Below are 15187 nucleotides of genomic sequence, written 5' to 3' on the forward strand. Positions count from 1 at the left end.
GATCATCATGAGCACCACCATGTCCTTCCGTTCCAGCCTTCTCCGTCCGCTCGCCGTCGCCGCGCTGGCGTTCGGCCTCGCCGCCCCGGCGCTCGCCGCCGACGGGCACGGCACGCCGAAGCCCCCGCGCGAGGAGTGGAGCTTCGCCGGTCCGTTCGGCACGTTCGACCAGGCGCAGGTTCAGCGCGGCTTCCAGGTGTTCAAGGAAGTCTGCGCCTCCTGCCACGCCGCCCACCTGTTCTCGTTCCGCAACCTCGCCCAGCCGGGCGGGCCCTCCTTCAGCGAGGCGCAGGCCAAGGCGGTGGCCGAGAGCTATCAGGTTCAGGATGGGCCGAACGATGCGGGCGACATGTTCGACCGCCCCGGCCGGCTGTCCGACCGCTGGCCCTCGCCCTTCCCGAACGAGCAGGCGGCGCGCGCTTCCAATGGCGGCGCCTATCCGCCTGATTTCTCGACGCTGGCCAAGGCGCGCACCTATGAGGTCGGCTTCCCCGGCTTCCTGATCGACATCTTCACCCAGTACCAGGAGAACGGCGTGGACTATATCCACGCCCTGCTGGTGGGCTATGAGGAGCCGCCGGAAGGGTTCGTCCTGCCGGAAGGCGCGCATTACAACAAGTACTTCCCCGGCCACGCCATCAAGATGCCGCAGCCGCTCACCGACGGGCAGGTGACGTACACGGATGGCACGCCCGAGACGCTCGACCAGTACTCGCGCGACGTGACCGCCTTCATGATGTGGATGGCCGAGCCGCATCTCGAAGCGCGCAAGCGCATCGGCTTCCAGGTGATGATCTTCCTCATCATCTTCGCCGGCCTGCTCTACTTCACCAAGAAGAAGGTGTGGAAGAGCGTCGGCCACTGAGCCGCCGCTTCTCCTGCCGCATGATTGAGCGAAGGGCCCCGAAAGGGGCCCTTTTGCTTTGGGGGCACGGTTCTGCGCGCGATGCCGGCTCCACACCCTTGCGGGCTTCCGCCGGGATCATGGCGGGGTTAATGCCCCTCGCTCACGCTTCCAGCCTTTCCACGAAGACGCAGTTGGTGAACTCCAGCACGAGCTCCCCGGTGGGGTCGGTGGCGGTCTCATGGGTGAAGACGAGGCCCCATTCCGGGCGGCTGGCGCTGGGCTTCTTCGCCGTCACCTCGCTGAAAAAGGCCAGCGTGTCGCCCGGGCGCACCGGGCGCAGCCAGCGCAAATTCTTGAAGCCGGGGGAGGGGCCGAGGCGCGGCACGGGCTTGCCCTCGCGGCGCAGCGCCTCGTGCTGGCGGGCGCAGGCCTGCGCTCGCAGCCGGGCCGAAATCGCCACCGCCTGCCAGCCCGAGGCGACCAGCCCGCCGAAATGGGTGCGCGCACCCGCCGCCGCGTCGAGATGAAACGGCTGCGGGTCGAAGGCGCGGGCGAAGGCGATGATCTCGGCGTCGTTGAAGCGGTGCGAGCCGAGCCGCGTGAGCGCGCCGATCTCGATATCCTCAAAGAACAGCATGGGTCCTCTCAGGCTGGCCGGAAGCCGGGATTGCGCCGGCCGAACAGGATTGTGCCGACAAGGTCGGTCCTCACCTCACCGGCGGTGTCGAGGAGTTCAAAGCGGAATTTCACCAGCCCCATTTCCGGCCGGCTTTTGGACGAGCGGGTTTCCAGCACATGGCGGCGCAGGCTCAGCACCGTGCCGGGATGGACCGGCTTCAGGAACCGCACCTCCTCCAGCCCCGGCGAGCCCAGGCAATCGCTGCCGATGAGAAAGCCGTCGGCGGCAAGGCGCATGAAGATGCAGCACAAATGCCAGCCGGAGGCGGAAAGCCCGCCCAGCCGCGTCGCCTCGGCGGCGGAATCGTCGAGATGGATGGGCAGGGGGTCATAGTCGCGGGCGAAGGCGACGATTTCCTCGCGCCCAACCACATAGCGGCCGCAGGTCGCGACATGGCCTTCGTGGAAGTCTTCCCAGAACAGCATCACACCCCCGTCAGGCGCGCGCTCTCGCGGCGCGCCTCTTCCGGGTGCGATCACAGGCGACGATGCCCGCGAGGTCAAGGGCGGCGTTTGACGGGCGAAAGCGGCGGGGTCATCGCGCGGTGGGGCGACTGCGGCCGCTCACAGCTCCATCAGCACGATCGCGATCGGATCGCCGCCGATGCCGTGGGAGAACGTGCCGGTCCCGACCCTGCGGAAGCCGTGGCGCCGGTAGAAGCCCTCGGCGTTCATCGTGGCCTCGACCTTGATCGGCCCGGCGTGCCCCACGCGGGCCTGGCCGATGCCGATCTCCAGCAGCCGTGCGCCCAGGCCCGCGCCAGCGGCATCCGGCACGAGGAACAGCCGTGTTACCTCGCCGGGCTCGGCATCGACGAAGCCCACTATAAGTCCGTCGCGCTCGGCAACGGTTACACCGCCCTTGGCGATCAGGCCCTCATAGGTGGCGGGGGTGCGGGCACCCATCCAGCCCTCGATCTGCGCCGGCGAGTAGGCGCCCTTGGCGAGGCCGGCGACGGAGAGCCGCGTGACCTCGAACAGGGCGGCGCCGTCCCCGGCGCGGGCGGGTCGCAGCTCGAAACCATCGGCGCCGCTCATGTCAGGCTCCGTCCGGCTTGGCTCAGGTGTTGAAGCGGAAATGCAGCACGTCGCCATCGGCGACGACATATTCCTTGCCTTCCAGCCGCAGCCGGCCGGCATCGCGGGCGCCGGCCTCACCATTGCCCTTGACGTAGTCGTCGAAGGCGATGGTCTCGGAGCGGATGAAGCCCTTCTCGAAGTCCGAATGGATGACGCCGGCCGCGCCGGGGGCCTTGGTGCCCGCGGTGATGGTCCAGGCGCGGGCTTCCTTTGGGCCGACGGTGAAATAGGTGACGAGCTTCAAGAGCTCGTAGCCGGTGCGGATGATGCGGTTGAGGCCGGGCTCCTCAAGGTCGATCGCCTCGAGATAGTCCTTCTGTTCGTCCGCCGGCAGCACCGCGATCTCGCTCTCGATCTTGGCCGAGACCACCACCGCCTTGGCGCCTTCCTTCTTCGCCAGCGCGAACACCTCGGCGGAAAGGGCGTTGCCCGCCTTGGCCGAGGCTTCCTCGACATTGCAGACATAGAGCACGGGCTTGGAGGAGAGCAGGCCGAGCATGCGGAAGGCCTTTTCCTCCTCGGGCTTCACCTCGACGAGCCGCGCCGGCTTGCCTTCGCGCAGCAGCACGAGGGCGCGGGTCATCAGGTCGAGCAGTTCCTTGGCGTCCTTGTCGCCGCCCTTGGCCTTCTTCTCCAGCGCGCCGGCGCGCTTCTCAAGGCTTTCGAGATCGGCCAGCATCAGCTCGGTTTCGATGGTCTCGATGTCCGAGATCGGCGCCAGCTTGCCCTCGACATGGGTGACGTCGGAATCCTCGAAGCAGCGCACCACATGGGCGATGGCGTCGCATTCGCGGATATTGGCGAGGAACTGGTTGCCGAGGCCCTCGCCCTTGGAGGCGCCGCGCACCAGGCCGGCAATGTCGACGAAGGTGAGGCGGGTGGGGATGATCTGCTGCGAGCCGGCGATCTTCGCCAGCGTCTCCAGCCGCGGATCAGGCACCGCCACATCGCCGACATTCGGCTCGATGGTGCAGAACGGGTAGTTCGCCGCCTGTGCCGCCGCCGTCTGCGTCAGCGCGTTGAAGAGGGTCGACTTGCCGACGTTGGGCAGGCCGACAATGCCGCATTTGAAGCCCATGATGCGATGCTCGGTCGAGAGGAACGGTTGCCGCCGTGGTTAGGCAGAATGGCGGGCGAGTGCAAGTGATGGCGCGCTGTCCGGGGTTCAGCCCGGCTTCTTGCCGGGCTTATCAGGCGGCCCGAAGCCGCGCGCTTCGAGAAACAGGTGCATCCGGTTCTGGAACTCGTCCAGCCGGTGGGTGGCGAGCAGGCCGGCGAGATCGGCGCAGCCCTCGCACACCGCCTCCACCCAGTCGCGCTCGGCCTTGGCGAAGTCGCTCAGCACATAATGATGCACCAGCGCCTTGTCGCCGGGATGGCCGATGCCGAGGCGGATGCGGGCATAGTCATTGCCGCAATGGGCGGTGATGGAGCGCAGGCCATTATGCCCGGCATTGCCGCCGCCGACCTTGTAGCGGATCTTGGCCGGGGGCAGGTCGAGCTCGTCATGAAAGGCGAACACGTCGCGCAGCTCGATCTTGTAGAAGAGCTGGGCTTCCGCCACCGCGCGGCCGCTCTCGTTCATGAAGGTTTCGGGCAGCAGGGCGATCACCTTCTGCCCCTCGATCTCGCCCTCGCAGGCCGCGCCCTGGAACCGCCGGCGCCACGGCGTGAAACGGTGCCGGCGGGCGATGGCATCCACCGCCATGAAGCCGATATTGTGCCGGTTGCCGGCATATTTCGAGCCGGGATTGCCGAGCCCGGTGAACAGCAGCACCGCGTGCCTCCATTGCGCCGAAAGCGCGCCGATGCCGGCGCCGAAACGGCGAGAGCCGGAAGCGGGCTTCCGGCTCTCGATTCACAGATCGTCCGGGCCAATGGCCCGATCGCGATCAGGCCTGTCGTGATCAGGCCTTGGCAGCGTCGGCGGCAGCGGCCGCAGCCTCGTCTTCCTCGGCTTCCTTGAGGCCCGACGGGGCCGCAATGGTGGCCAGCGTGTCGTCGCCATGGCCGGCCCAGGTCACGCCCGCCGGCAGCTTGACCGCCGAGAGATGGATCGAATCGCCGAAGGCGTAGTCGGCAATATCGACCTCGATGGCGGTCGGGATGGCGTCGGCCGGAACGTTCAGCGCCACGGTGTGGCTGACGATGTTCAGCGAGCCGCCTTCCTTGATCGCCGGCGCGCTGTCGGCGTTGAGGAAGTGCACCGGCACGTCGACGGCGAGGGTGGCGCCAACGGCCACGCGCAGGAAGTCGATGTGCAGCGGGAAGTCCTTGACCACGTCGAGCTGGTAGTCGCGCGGGATCACCCGGTGCTTCTGGCCGTCAACCTCGACGTTGAACAGCGTGGTCAGGAAGTGACCGGCATAGATGATCTTGTTGATCTCGACATGTTCGAGCGTGATGCCGATGGGGGCCTTGCCGTCGCCGTAAATCACGGCGGGTACGCGACCGGCGCGGCGTTCAGCACGAGCGGCCCCCTTGCCGACCTTCGTGCGGGCCTGCGCCTTCAGTTCCTTGATGGCGGTCATGGTTGTCCTCAATGGTTGCAAATGGACAAGGCCGCTTGCGCGGCCCGTTCCTTCAGGCGTGGTAGGTTGAATCCACGGCGCGCCTCCAGGGGTGCGGAAAGGCCGGGACCGGGCGCGCTCATAGCAGCAAAAGCCTTGGCGGGCAATGTTTGCCCGCTGCTGCGGCCTCAGAACTTGCCCAGCACGCCCGCCTTGACGATGCCGCTGGCCTGCGAGCCGGGGCTCTGCGAGCGCTGCACCGAGATGAATCGCTCGGCGGTGCCGGCCGGGGCGCGCAACTCGACCCCGGTGGTCACGGTCTGGCTCTTGTTGACCTCGACGCTGGCGCCGAGCTTTTCCGGCCCGAGCCCGAGCGGGGCGAGCGGCACGGAATAGGTGCTGCCGACGGCCATGTTGTCATACACCGTGGCCGAGCCGGGGCTGGCGGAGGCGCCCACCGCGCCAGCGCTGTAGACGGTGAGGTTGTCCTGCTCCAGCCCGACGCGACCCTTGATCTCGCCCGAGCCGCTGGTGGCGGTGGTGGAGAGCGCGCCGGAGGCCGGGGCGGTGGCGCTGGCGCTGGAGGAGACGGAAACCATCGCCGCACCCTGGCGCAGTTCCATCTGGGTCGGCAGCGTGGCACGTGCCCGCTCGACCGGCGCCGTGCGCGGCTGGAGTTGCTGATAGGGCTTGGGTGGCTCCGGCGCGGGCTCTTCCGGGGCGCCGCCGAGCCCGAGCTCGATGGTTTCCCACAGCGAGGGCATGGTCGCCGTCTCCTTCTCAGGATCGAACGGCTCCAGCGGAACCTGCGGCGCGTCGGCTGCCTCGGTGGGGGCGGGCGCCGCCCCCACGGTCTGCGCCGCCTCCGCCGCGCGCTGGGCGGCCTCGTAGGGCGAGTCCTCGTCGACCGGCGTGATGATGATGACGCCGTACCACGGGTCTGGCAGGCCCGGCTTCGTCACCGTGCCGATGGACTGCGCCGCCGCCGGAAGGGATAGACTCAAGCCGATGCCCATACCCGCCACGAGCATCGGCAGGCGTGCGAAGGGCGTGGCAAGGCGAATCCGCTGGGGGCGCGGCAAAAGGGTGCGCAGCATGGTCTCGTCCGCATCGTTGAGCGAGCGGACAGGCTGGGACCAAACTGTGGAGCGATGATGGCGCAGCGCACAATTTTGCCGAGGCGCCTTTGTTTTCAATGATTTAGGTAGAGGTTGGCCATGCTCGCGCGCGCTCAGTCGAACAGGCTGGAGACGCTTTCCTCATGCGCCGTGCGGCCGATGGCCTCGGCGAGCAGGCTGGCGATGGAGACCACGCGGATGTTGCGCGCCACCCGCACCGCCTCGGTCGGCTGGATCGAATCGGTGATCACCAGTTCCTTGAGATTCGAGGCGGTGACGCGCGAGACCGCGCCGCCCGAGAGCACGCCATGGGTGATGTAGGCGTGAACTTCGGTGGCGCCGCGCGCCAGCAGCGCGTCGGCCGCATTCACCAGCGTGCCGCCGGAATCGATAATGTCGTCGACCAGGATGCAGCGCTTGCCCTCGACATCGCCGATGACGTTCATCACCTCGCTCTCGCCGGGGCGCTCGCGGCGCTTGTCGACGATGGCGAGCTGGGCGTCGATGCGCTTGGCCAGCGCGCGGGCGCGTACCACGCCGCCGACATCCGGCGAGACGACGGTGATGTCGGAAAGATCAAAACGCGACTTGATGTCCGCCACCATGACCGGGGCCGAAAATAGATTGTCAGTCGGGATATCGAAGAAGCCCTGGATCTGCCCGGCATGCAGGTCGACGGTGAGCACGCGGTCGGCGCCGGCATGGGTGATGAGATTGGCCACCAGCTTGGCGGAGATCGGCGTGCGGCCGGAGGAGCGGCGGTCCTGTCGGGCATAGCCGAAATAAGGCAGCACGGCGGTGATGCGGCGGGCGGAGGAGCGGCGCAGCGCATCGGTGATGATGAGCAACTCCATCAGATGGTCATTGGTCGGGAAGGAGGTGGACTGCAGGACGAAGACGTCCTTGCCGCGCACATTCTCCTGGATCTCGACGAAGATCTCCATGTCGGCGAAGCGGCGCACAACGGCGTTGGTCAGCGGCGTGCGCAAATAGGCTCCGATGGCCTCTGCCAGCGGACGGTTTGCATTGCCGGCGACGATTTTGATCGAACCGTTATTGTCGGACATTCCGGCGCGCTCCCAGCCGTCACTCTTCCGCCGGCCGTCTTATAGCCGTCGCGCAGCCCTGATAGGCGGGCCGGCCCGGCCTGTAAAGCTTCCAAAGGCCCGCATTGCCGGCTTGTCCCTATGCACAGCTGCATAGGTGCGATGCCGGTTAGGGATGGGCGGCAAAGGTGAGGGCGCGCGAGGGCTCGTCGGCGACCGCAGCTTCCGCAACGGTATCCGCCGGTATGTCGTCCGGCGTCGCATCGGCGACGGCGGGGCCATCGCCCGGCACCACGGGCGGCGCATCCGCCGGGTCGAGCTCCGGGGTCGCCGATGTCGGCGCGCTGGAAGAGGGGGCGCCGCCGGACAGGCGGGCGGAAATCTCGTCGAGGCTCTGGGCGGCGATGCGCTGCACGGTGGCGTCGTCGAGCTTGGCCCAGACATCCTTGCCGGGGCCGAGCTTCTCGCGGCCCGCGACGCGCAGCACGCGGTCGCTGTCGGCATCGAACACGTCCCACACCCAGTCGACCTCGCCCTTGCCGTTGGCGACGCTGGCGGCGAGATAGCCGCGCACGCGATAGGCGGCGGGCGATTCGCGCGAGACGATGGGAATTTGCCGGGCCTTGGCCTGATCGGACAGGTCCGCCACCAGCCGGTCGAACACCGGCTCAGGCGCGCCGTCGATGGATTCAAAGGCGATCGTCTTGCTGCCCGAGGAAATCGAGGTCGCCGCCACCGGCTTGTTGCCGCCGCCATTGGTCTGGCAGGCGCCGAGGGCGAGGGCGGCAAGCAGAACCGCGGTCGTCGTGAGGCGTCGGCCGAGAGGGCGAAGGCAAGCGCGCATGAACCATTCCCTGTGAGCCGGTCGCGCCACGTATCCCTGCCGAAGCAGGTTCGCGGCTGTCGCCAGCGGACGGGGAATGGTTAAGACTAATTAACGATCAGGTCCAGTGGGGCGGGCGTTAAGCCCTCGTTACCGTTAACGCCGACAAGGTAGGTCCGCCCCAGGCACATCGCCGTGCCGGTATCGCTGTCCATCAGGATCATGTGCGCGAACAGCACCATGCCGGCCTCCAGCACCCAGGAATTACCGGCATAGAACATTGGCGGGTCCATCCAGGAGGGGGTGAACTTGGCGCCGAGCGAATAGCCGCAGGCCGCCAACCGGTGCTTTTCCAGCCCGTGACCATCCATCACATGGGCGTGGGCGGCGAACACATCGCCGGCGGTCTTGCCCGGCACCATGGCGTGGGCGCAGGCTTCCAGCGCCTGCTTCGCCGCCGCGAACAGCTCCAGATGCCGGTCGCGCGGCGGGCCGATCACCACCGTCTCCATCATCGCCGCATGGTAGTGGCGATAGGCGCCGGCCCATTCCAGGGTGAGCTGGTCTTCCTCATCAAGCACCCGCCGGCCGCTCTTGTAGCGGCAGAGGAGCGCGTCCGCGCCCGAGCCGATGATGAACTCATTGGCGGGATAATCGCCGCCGCCGCGGAAGATGGCGCCCTGCATCGCCGCCAGCACCTCGCCCTCGTCGACGCCCGGCGCGATGGTGGCGAGCGCCGCCTCGCGCGCCGCCAGTGCCAATTTGCCGGCCTGCCGGACATACAGGATCTCCGCCGCCGACTTCACCGCCCGCAGCGCGTCGACGAGGCGCGAGGCGTCGATGAGCGTGGCGAAGCCGTCAAAGGCGGCGTCGAGCTTCTTTCCATTGGCGGCGGTGAGGCCGTAGCTCTCATATTCCACGCCGATCCTTCCTCCCGCGCCGCCCAGCTCCGACACCATGTCGCGCAGCTGCTGCTGCGGCGTGGCGTCGGCGCGGTCGGTCCAGACGCGGATGTCTTGGATCAGCGAGGTGTGCTGCGCCTGCCGCAGATCGGCCGAGCGGGTGAGCAGAGCGAGCCGCCCGTCGGCGCCGAGCCAGAGCGCCTGAAAGAAGCAGAAGCCGAACGTGTCGTAGCCGGTCAGCCAGTACATGGACTCCTGCTGGAACATCAGCAGCCCGTCGAGCCGCTGCTCCGCCATCACGGCCAGCAGGCGCTGGCGGCGGCGCTCGAATTCCGGTCCGGTGAAGTGCAGCGTCATGAGGTGGCCTCACACCAGGGTGATGGCGGCGATCAGCCGGCCATAATCGGGCTCATTGCGATGGGTGGCGCGGCGATAGGAGAAGAAGCGGGCCTCGTCGCCATAGGTGTCGAGGCCGAGATCGTCGATCGTGCCGACGCCGAGCGCCCTGAGCCGGGCGGCGATGTAGCCGGGCAGGTCGAACAGCGCATGGTCCGGCCGCGTGGCGGGAATGAGGAAGCGCTCATTGCCGGCGGCGAGGCCGGTGAGGGTGGCGATGAAGTCCGGCCCGACCTCATAGCTCTGCTGCCGGATCAGCGGGCCGATGGCGGCGACGATGTTTTCGCGCCGGGCGCCGAGCTGTTCCATGCGGGCGAGCGTGGCGTCCAGCACCCCGCCAACCGCGCCCTTCCAGCCGGCATGGGCGGCGCCGACGACGCGGGCCTCAGGATCGGCGAACAGCACCGGGCCGCAATCGGCGATGGTGACGGCGGCGGCGATGCCTGTCGTGGCGGTGGCCACCGCATCCGCCTTCGGCCGCTCGTCCCACAGCCGGTCGACGATGACGCAATCGGGGGAGTGCACCTGCCAGGCGGTGAGCAGATGGCCGGCCGGCACGGCGAGCGCGGCTTCCATGCGGGCGCGGTTCTCCGCCACATGGGCGGGGTCGTCGCGCGAGCCGGTGCCGCCATTCAGCCCGGCATAAATGCCCTGCGACACGCCGCCCTCGCGGGTGAAGAAGGCGTGGCGGATGCCGGGCAGGGCGCTCAAGGCGGGGGATTCGACCTTCATGCCTGGGTGTCCTCGAATGCCTCGCCGGGGGCGAACCCGGCCACCATGTCCAGTGCAGGATGCACCAGGGCGAGCGCCTTGAAGAGAGTGCCCATCTGGCCTTCGTCCGGCCCGGCGAGGCGCAGGCGTGCGGCCTCGATCATCTCCCGGTCGGCCTCGCTCGCGGCGCGCTTCAGCCGGAAGGCGCGGTCGTCAAGGCCGAGCCGCTCCAGCAGCAGGCCCTGTCCGATCGGGCCGAAGGCGCGGGCGCCGGCCGCCGATGCGGCGCTGGCGAGGGCCGCGAAGTCGACATGGGCGGTGAGATCGGCTTGCCCGGGATGGGCCAGCACGTCGTCAAAAGCCTGGCGATGCAGCGCCTGCAGCGTGTCGCCGAAACCGCCGGCATGACCGTAATCGACCAACAGCGCGGCGCCGCCAGTGGCGGCGATGCGGGCGCCGAGATGTGCCGCGACGGACAGGCCGAGCGGGCAGATTTCCAGCACCGCGCCGAGCGGGGCGGCGGCAAGGCGGGCCTCGGCACGGGCATCGAGGCGGGCGCCGGGGCGCAGGCCGAAGGCGAGCTTCCCCTCCGGGCCGAGGCCGACCATGCGCTCGGCGATGCCGTCCGGCGTGCGGACGAACTGGCGGATCGGCAGCGCGTCGATGAACTCATTGGCAAGCAGGACGAGAGGGCCGTGCGGCAGGGCGTCGATGCGGTCCACCCATTCCACGGGATGGCCGGGCAGGGTCTCGGCCTGCCGGGCCCGCAGGCGCGGCGAGGCTTCCACCAGCACCACGCGGGCCGCCTCAAGGAATCCCGGCACGCGGGCGGTGGCGCGCAGCATGTCGGCCATCATCGTGCCGCGCCCGGGGCCGAGCTCGGCAAGGACGAAAGGCGCGGGCGAACCCAGCCGCAGCCAGGTCTCCGCCGCCCACAAGCCGAGCAACTCGCCGAACATCTGGCTGATCTCGGGCGCGGTGATGAAATCGCCGGACGCGCCGAAGGGCTCGCGCGTGGTGTAGTAGCCGAGCGTGGGATGGAACAGGCACTGTTCCATATAGTCGGCGACGGTGATCGGCCCGGTGAGGGCGATCTGCCGGGCGAGATGTTCCGCCAATGCCGTCATGCGGCACCCGCGCTGAGCGCCGGGCGGCGGCGGGCGCGCCAGACGAGCCAGCTTCCCAGCGCCAGCATCGGCAGCGAGAGCAGCATGCCCATGGTCAGCCAGCCGCCGAGGAGATAGCCGATCTGCGGGTCCGGCTCGCGGAAGAACTCGACGAAGATGCGGGCGCAGCCATAGAGGAAGACGAACATCCCCGCGACCGTGCCCGGCCGCGCCAGCGCCCCGGCCCGGATGGCGATCTGCAGGATGAGGAAGATCGCCAGCCCTTCCAGCCCCGCCTCATAGAGCTGGCTGGGATGGCGCGGCTCCGGCCCGCCATGCGGGAAGACGAAGGCCCAGGCGACATCGGTCGGCCGGCCCCACAATTCACCGTTCACGAAATTAGCCAGCCGGCCGAGGAACAGGCCGACCGGCACCACGCTGGCGGCGATGTCGAGCATGGAGACGAAGGGCAGAGCTCGCCGCCGGCAGAACAGGTACATCGCCAGGATGGAGCCGAGGAACCCGCCATGGAAGGCCATGCCGCCATGCCAGAGGGTGAAGGCTTGCCACGGGTTCGCGGCATAGAAGGGCAGATTGTAGAACAGCACATAGCCGATGCGCCCGCCGAGGATGACGCCGACCGCGATCCACACCACCGCGTCGTCGAACTCCTCCGGCTTGATCGGGGCGTGGCCGCCCCACAGCGCCGGGCTCGAACAGAGCCGCTTGGCCATCCACCAGCCGAACAGCAGCCCGCCAATATAGGCGAGGGCGTACCAGCGTATGGCGAAGGGGCCGAGCTCGATCAGCACCGGGTCGATGTTCGGGAAGGGCAGGGCGAGGAGCGGCGGGGCGAGCATGAGCATCCCATATCTCGGCGGAAGGCGGGCGGACGCGGGTGCGGTGCAGACGAAGTCCGCACCTTTCGCTTTGCCCCCGTTGCGTGACGGGATCAAGGCGCCTTGTGCCGGCCGCGTGGCTTCCGGGGCGGTTGCCCTTGCGATCCCCGCGCCGCCGCCCCATTGTTTCCGCACAGGCACGACAGAGTGTGGGCCCGATCGCAGGGGCCCAAGTCGGGAGATGACAATGACCCAGACCACCGGCCGAATCTTCGACGATTTCGCCAAGCTGATGAACGACGCGGCCGGCGTCGCCACCGGCGTGCGCCGCGAGGCGGAAGGCGTGATGCGCGCCCAGGCCGAGCGCATCCTGCGCGAGCTTGACGTCGTCACCCGCGAGGAATTCGAGACGGTGAAGGAACTCGCCGCCGCCGCCCGCGAGGAGAATGAGCGCCTCGCCGCCCGTCTCGCCGCGCTGGAGGCCAAGCTTGAGGCGACGATCGATCCGCCCGATTCGCTTGGCTGAGGCGTTGGCCTGCAAGGCGCCGCCGCTCCACCTTCCGCACGTCAGGCTTGTGGACGTTTCGCCTTGGCGCTTGCCGCGCCGGGGCGAATCCCCCGACAAGTCAATTGCGCCAATTTTCGCCAGGGTCCGTTTTTCCACGGACCATGGTACAACGGTCGTAGCGAGGTACGGATTCAGCGCGATATAGTTGGGACGACGGCGATTCGTTTGATTCTCGAACGGCTTGCCGGGAACCGTCGCGTTGCGTGCGTTCGACCCCCTCCGCGTCCACCCTCGCGAGGTCGAGCATGACCTATACTAGTGACTTCGAAGCCGACACCAGCCTGAACCCTCTCGACCTGGTCGAGCGCATGGCCGCGCTCAACGAATGGGCGTTCGAGCGCTCGGCCGAGGACGAGATCACCATCTCCCTCGAAGGGCGCTGGACGGACTGCCATGTCTCGTTCCAGTGGATGGACGAGGTCGAGGCGCTGCACATCGCCTGCGCCTTCGACCTGAAGGTGCCGGAGAAGCGCAAGACCGAAGTGCTGCGCCTGCTTTCCCTCATCAACGAACAGATGTGGGTGGGCCATTTCGACCTGTGGTCGAAGGAGGGTGTCATCATGTTCCGCCACGCCTTGCTGCTGGCCGGGGCGGAAGCCACCGACCGCCAGTGCGAAGTGCTGATGGAATGCGCCATCGAGGCGGTGGAGCGCTATTTCCCCGCCTTCCAATTCGTCGTCTGGGCCGGCAAGACCGCCCGCGAGGCGATGGACGCCACCCTGTTCGAGACCGTCGGCGAAGCCTGAGCGCGTCGCCGGCGCACGTCCCGCCATTGCCAAAGACGCGCGCGAGCGGCAGTAAGGCCCTGTGACGGCGCGCGGGGTCGCGCGGGCAGGGGAGTTCAGTCATGGCCACACTTTCCGACATTCCCGGCCGGGTGCTGCTTGTCGGCGCCGGCAAGATGGGCGGCGCCATGCTGGAAGGCTGGCTCGATCTCGGGCTCGATCCGGCGCTGGCGGCGGTGATCGATCCCGCCCCGCCGGCGGAGATCGCCGCCCTCATCGAGGCGCGCGGCGTGGCGCTCAACCCGCTCAATGGCGGCCCGCCCGCCGTGATGCTGCTGGCGGTGAAGCCGCAGGTCGCCCCGGAGGTTCTGGCCCGGGTGGCGCCGCTGGCCGATGCCGGCACGCTCATCGTCTCGGTCATGGCGGGGCGCACGCTCGGCTTCCTTCAATCCTACTTCCCCGCCGGCACGGCGGTGGTGCGCTCCATTCCCAACACCCCTGCGGCGATCGGGCGCGGTGTGACGGTGGCGGTGCCGAACGGTGCCGTCACCTCGGACCAGATGACCATCGCCGACGCGCTGCTGCGCGCCACTGGCGGGGTGGAATGGGTGGAGGACGAGGCGCTGATCGACGTCGCCACCGCCGTCTCCGGCTCCGGGCCGGCCTATGTGTTCCTGCTGGCCGAGGCGCTGGCGGCGGCCGGCGTCGAGGCCGGGCTGCCGGCCGACATGGCCGACCGGCTGGCGCGGGCGACCGTGGCGGGGGCGGGCGAGCTGATGGTGCGCACCGGCATCGACCCGGCGCAGCTGCGGCGCAACGTCACCTCGCCCAACGGCACGACGGCGGCAGCGCTCGCTGTGCTGATGGACGAGGAGAAGGGCTTCGGCCCGCTGCTGACTGACGCGGTGGCGGCGGCGGCGAAGCGCTCGCGTGAACTCGCCGGCTGACGCTTCCGCATTCCTGACGCTCCCGCAAACGTGCGGCACGAGCGGGCGCGGGGGCGCGCCGGGGTCTTCTCCTTGGCCGGGGCACGCCTTACATAGAGGTGAGGCAACGTTCAGGACAGGAGGTCTTCATGGCACGCTCCCCGGGAACGAAAGCGATCGCCGACAAACCGAGCGAGGCGCGCGCCCTCGCCCTCGACAGTTTCATGCGACTGCTGGCGCGCATGCCGTTCGAGCGCATCAGCCTCGGCGCGGTGGCGGACGAGGCGAAGATTCCCCTCGCCGAACTGCGGGCCTCCTTCGGCTCCACCTTCGACATGCTGGCCGGCTTCCTGCGCGAGGTCGATTCCAAGGTGCTCGCGCCTTCCAGCGAGGACATGGCGGACGAGCCGGCCCGTGACCGGGTGTTCGACGTGCTGATGCGCCGGCTAGACGTGCTGGCGCCGCACAAGCCGGCGCTGCGCTCGCTGATGGACTCGGCCCGGCGCAACCCGTTCTTCGCCCTGGCGCTGAACAAGCTTTCCGTCCGCTCGCAGCAATGGATGCTGGCGGCGGCGCGGATCGACACCGCCGGCCTCAAGGGCGCGGTGCGGGCGCAGGGGCTGGCGCTGGTGTTCGGCCGGGTGCTGCAGACCTTCCTCACCGATGACGACCCGGCACTGGCCCGCACCATGGCGGCGCTGGACCGCGAACTGGCGCGCGGCGAGCGGGCGCTCGGCCTGATCGAGGGCGCTGTGTGCCTGGCCACCGGTGGACGACGCGGGCGCGGTGGCAAGGCCGCGTCGCCCGAGGCGACGCCCGCCGCCCCGCCGGACGCGCCCGTGGTGGCGTGAGAGCGCCCCGGGCTGGGCTTTCGCGTATATTCCAGTGAGGAATCAGCCGTCAGCACCGATA

The 15187-nt window shown here is 68.8% G+C and carries 18 protein-coding genes; 5 read left to right on the forward strand and 13 right to left on the reverse strand.

Going from position 1 to position 15187, the window contains the following annotated elements; genetic code table 11:
• Nucleotides 1-7: 7 nt before the first annotated feature.
• Nucleotides 8-865 (forward strand): cytochrome c1, encoded by an 858-nt coding sequence (locus tag J2S76_RS13645; RefSeq protein WP_307061006.1) that lies wholly within the window; start codon nt 8-10, stop codon nt 863-865.
• A 142-nt stretch (nt 866-1007) separates the two neighbouring features.
• Here the strand turns inward: J2S76_RS13645 and J2S76_RS13650 are convergent, their stop codons facing one another.
• From J2S76_RS13650 to lgt, 13 genes are all read right to left on the reverse strand, one after another.
• On the reverse strand, nt 1008-1484 hold the full coding sequence (locus tag J2S76_RS13650) for a MaoC family dehydratase (RefSeq protein ID WP_307061008.1): 477 nt from the start codon (nt 1482-1484) through the stop codon (nt 1008-1010).
• Nucleotides 1485-1492: 8 nt separating this feature from the next.
• Nucleotides 1493-1951, reverse strand: a complete 459-nt coding sequence (locus J2S76_RS13655; protein WP_307061010.1) for a MaoC family dehydratase — start codon at nt 1949-1951, stop codon at nt 1493-1495.
• 138 nt (nt 1952-2089) lie between these two features.
• Nucleotides 2090-2563, reverse strand: a complete 474-nt coding sequence (locus tag J2S76_RS13660) for a GNAT family N-acetyltransferase (protein WP_307061012.1) — start codon at nt 2561-2563, stop codon at nt 2090-2092.
• A gap of 22 nt (nt 2564-2585) precedes the next feature.
• Nucleotides 2586-3683, reverse strand: coding sequence for a redox-regulated ATPase YchF (gene ychF, locus J2S76_RS13665; RefSeq protein WP_018387146.1), 1098 nt, complete (start codon nt 3681-3683; stop codon nt 2586-2588).
• A gap of 87 nt (nt 3684-3770) precedes the next feature.
• Nucleotides 3771-4382: an aminoacyl-tRNA hydrolase gene (pth, locus tag J2S76_RS13670; RefSeq protein WP_307061014.1), complete on the reverse strand. Its 612-nt coding sequence runs from the start codon at nt 4380-4382 to the stop codon at nt 3771-3773.
• A gap of 130 nt (nt 4383-4512) precedes the next feature.
• Nucleotides 4513-5136 carry a 50S ribosomal protein L25/general stress protein Ctc gene (locus J2S76_RS13675; RefSeq protein ID WP_307061016.1) on the reverse strand — a complete coding sequence of 208 codons (624 nt, stop codon included), beginning with the start codon at nt 5134-5136 and terminating at the stop codon, nt 4513-4515.
• 167 nt (nt 5137-5303) lie between these two features.
• Entirely contained in the window at nt 5304-6212 is a 909-nt protein-coding gene (locus tag J2S76_RS13680; protein ID WP_307061017.1) for a hypothetical protein, read from the reverse strand.
• Nucleotides 6213-6346: 134 nt separating this feature from the next.
• On the reverse strand, nt 6347-7300 hold the full coding sequence (locus tag J2S76_RS13685) for a ribose-phosphate pyrophosphokinase (RefSeq protein ID WP_307061019.1): 954 nt from the start codon (nt 7298-7300) through the stop codon (nt 6347-6349).
• 148 nt (nt 7301-7448) lie between these two features.
• Entirely contained in the window at nt 7449-8123 is a 675-nt protein-coding gene (locus tag J2S76_RS13690; protein ID WP_307061021.1) for a hypothetical protein, read from the reverse strand.
• A gap of 86 nt (nt 8124-8209) precedes the next feature.
• On the reverse strand, nt 8210-9361 hold the full coding sequence (locus J2S76_RS13695) for a M24 family metallopeptidase (protein WP_307061022.1): 1152 nt from the start codon (nt 9359-9361) through the stop codon (nt 8210-8212).
• Between the two features lie 9 nt (nt 9362-9370).
• Nucleotides 9371-10132, reverse strand: a complete 762-nt coding sequence (pgeF, locus tag J2S76_RS13700) for a peptidoglycan editing factor PgeF (protein WP_307061024.1) — start codon at nt 10130-10132, stop codon at nt 9371-9373.
• Nucleotides 10129-11238 carry a class I SAM-dependent methyltransferase gene (locus J2S76_RS13705; protein ID WP_307061026.1) on the reverse strand — a complete coding sequence of 370 codons (1110 nt, stop codon included), beginning with the start codon at nt 11236-11238 and terminating at the stop codon, nt 10129-10131. Before J2S76_RS13705 ends, pgeF begins: the two co-directional genes overlap by 4 nt.
• Complete coding sequence (gene lgt / locus J2S76_RS13710; protein ID WP_307061028.1) at nt 11235-12083, reverse strand: prolipoprotein diacylglyceryl transferase; 849 nt, start codon at nt 12081-12083, stop codon at nt 11235-11237. Before lgt ends, J2S76_RS13705 begins: the two co-directional genes overlap by 4 nt.
• 220 nt (nt 12084-12303) lie before the next feature.
• On the opposite strand from lgt, the gene J2S76_RS13715 reads away from it, so the two are divergent.
• The 4 genes from J2S76_RS13715 to J2S76_RS13730 all read left to right on the forward strand — a co-directional run bounded on the left by J2S76_RS13715 (nt 12304) and on the right by J2S76_RS13730 (nt 15126).
• Nucleotides 12304-12582 carry an accessory factor UbiK family protein gene (locus tag J2S76_RS13715; RefSeq protein ID WP_307061030.1) on the forward strand — a complete coding sequence of 93 codons (279 nt, stop codon included), beginning with the start codon at nt 12304-12306 and terminating at the stop codon, nt 12580-12582.
• A gap of 287 nt (nt 12583-12869) precedes the next feature.
• Complete coding sequence (locus tag J2S76_RS13720) at nt 12870-13370, forward strand: type III secretion system chaperone family protein (RefSeq protein ID WP_018387136.1); 501 nt, start codon at nt 12870-12872, stop codon at nt 13368-13370.
• A 101-nt stretch (nt 13371-13471) separates the two neighbouring features.
• Nucleotides 13472-14296, forward strand: a complete 825-nt coding sequence (proC, locus tag J2S76_RS13725) for a pyrroline-5-carboxylate reductase (protein ID WP_307061032.1) — start codon at nt 13472-13474, stop codon at nt 14294-14296.
• Between the two features lie 128 nt (nt 14297-14424).
• The gene (locus tag J2S76_RS13730) at nt 14425-15126 is read left to right on the forward strand and encodes a TetR/AcrR family transcriptional regulator (RefSeq protein WP_307061034.1); all 702 of its coding nucleotides are present in this window, start codon (nt 14425-14427) and stop codon (nt 15124-15126) included.
• Nucleotides 15127-15187: the final 61 nt, after the last annotated feature.

This window comes from Ancylobacter vacuolatus, assembly GCF_030813595.1.
In the GTDB taxonomy this organism is placed as follows: domain Bacteria; phylum Pseudomonadota; class Alphaproteobacteria; order Rhizobiales; family Xanthobacteraceae; genus Ancylobacter; species Ancylobacter vacuolatus.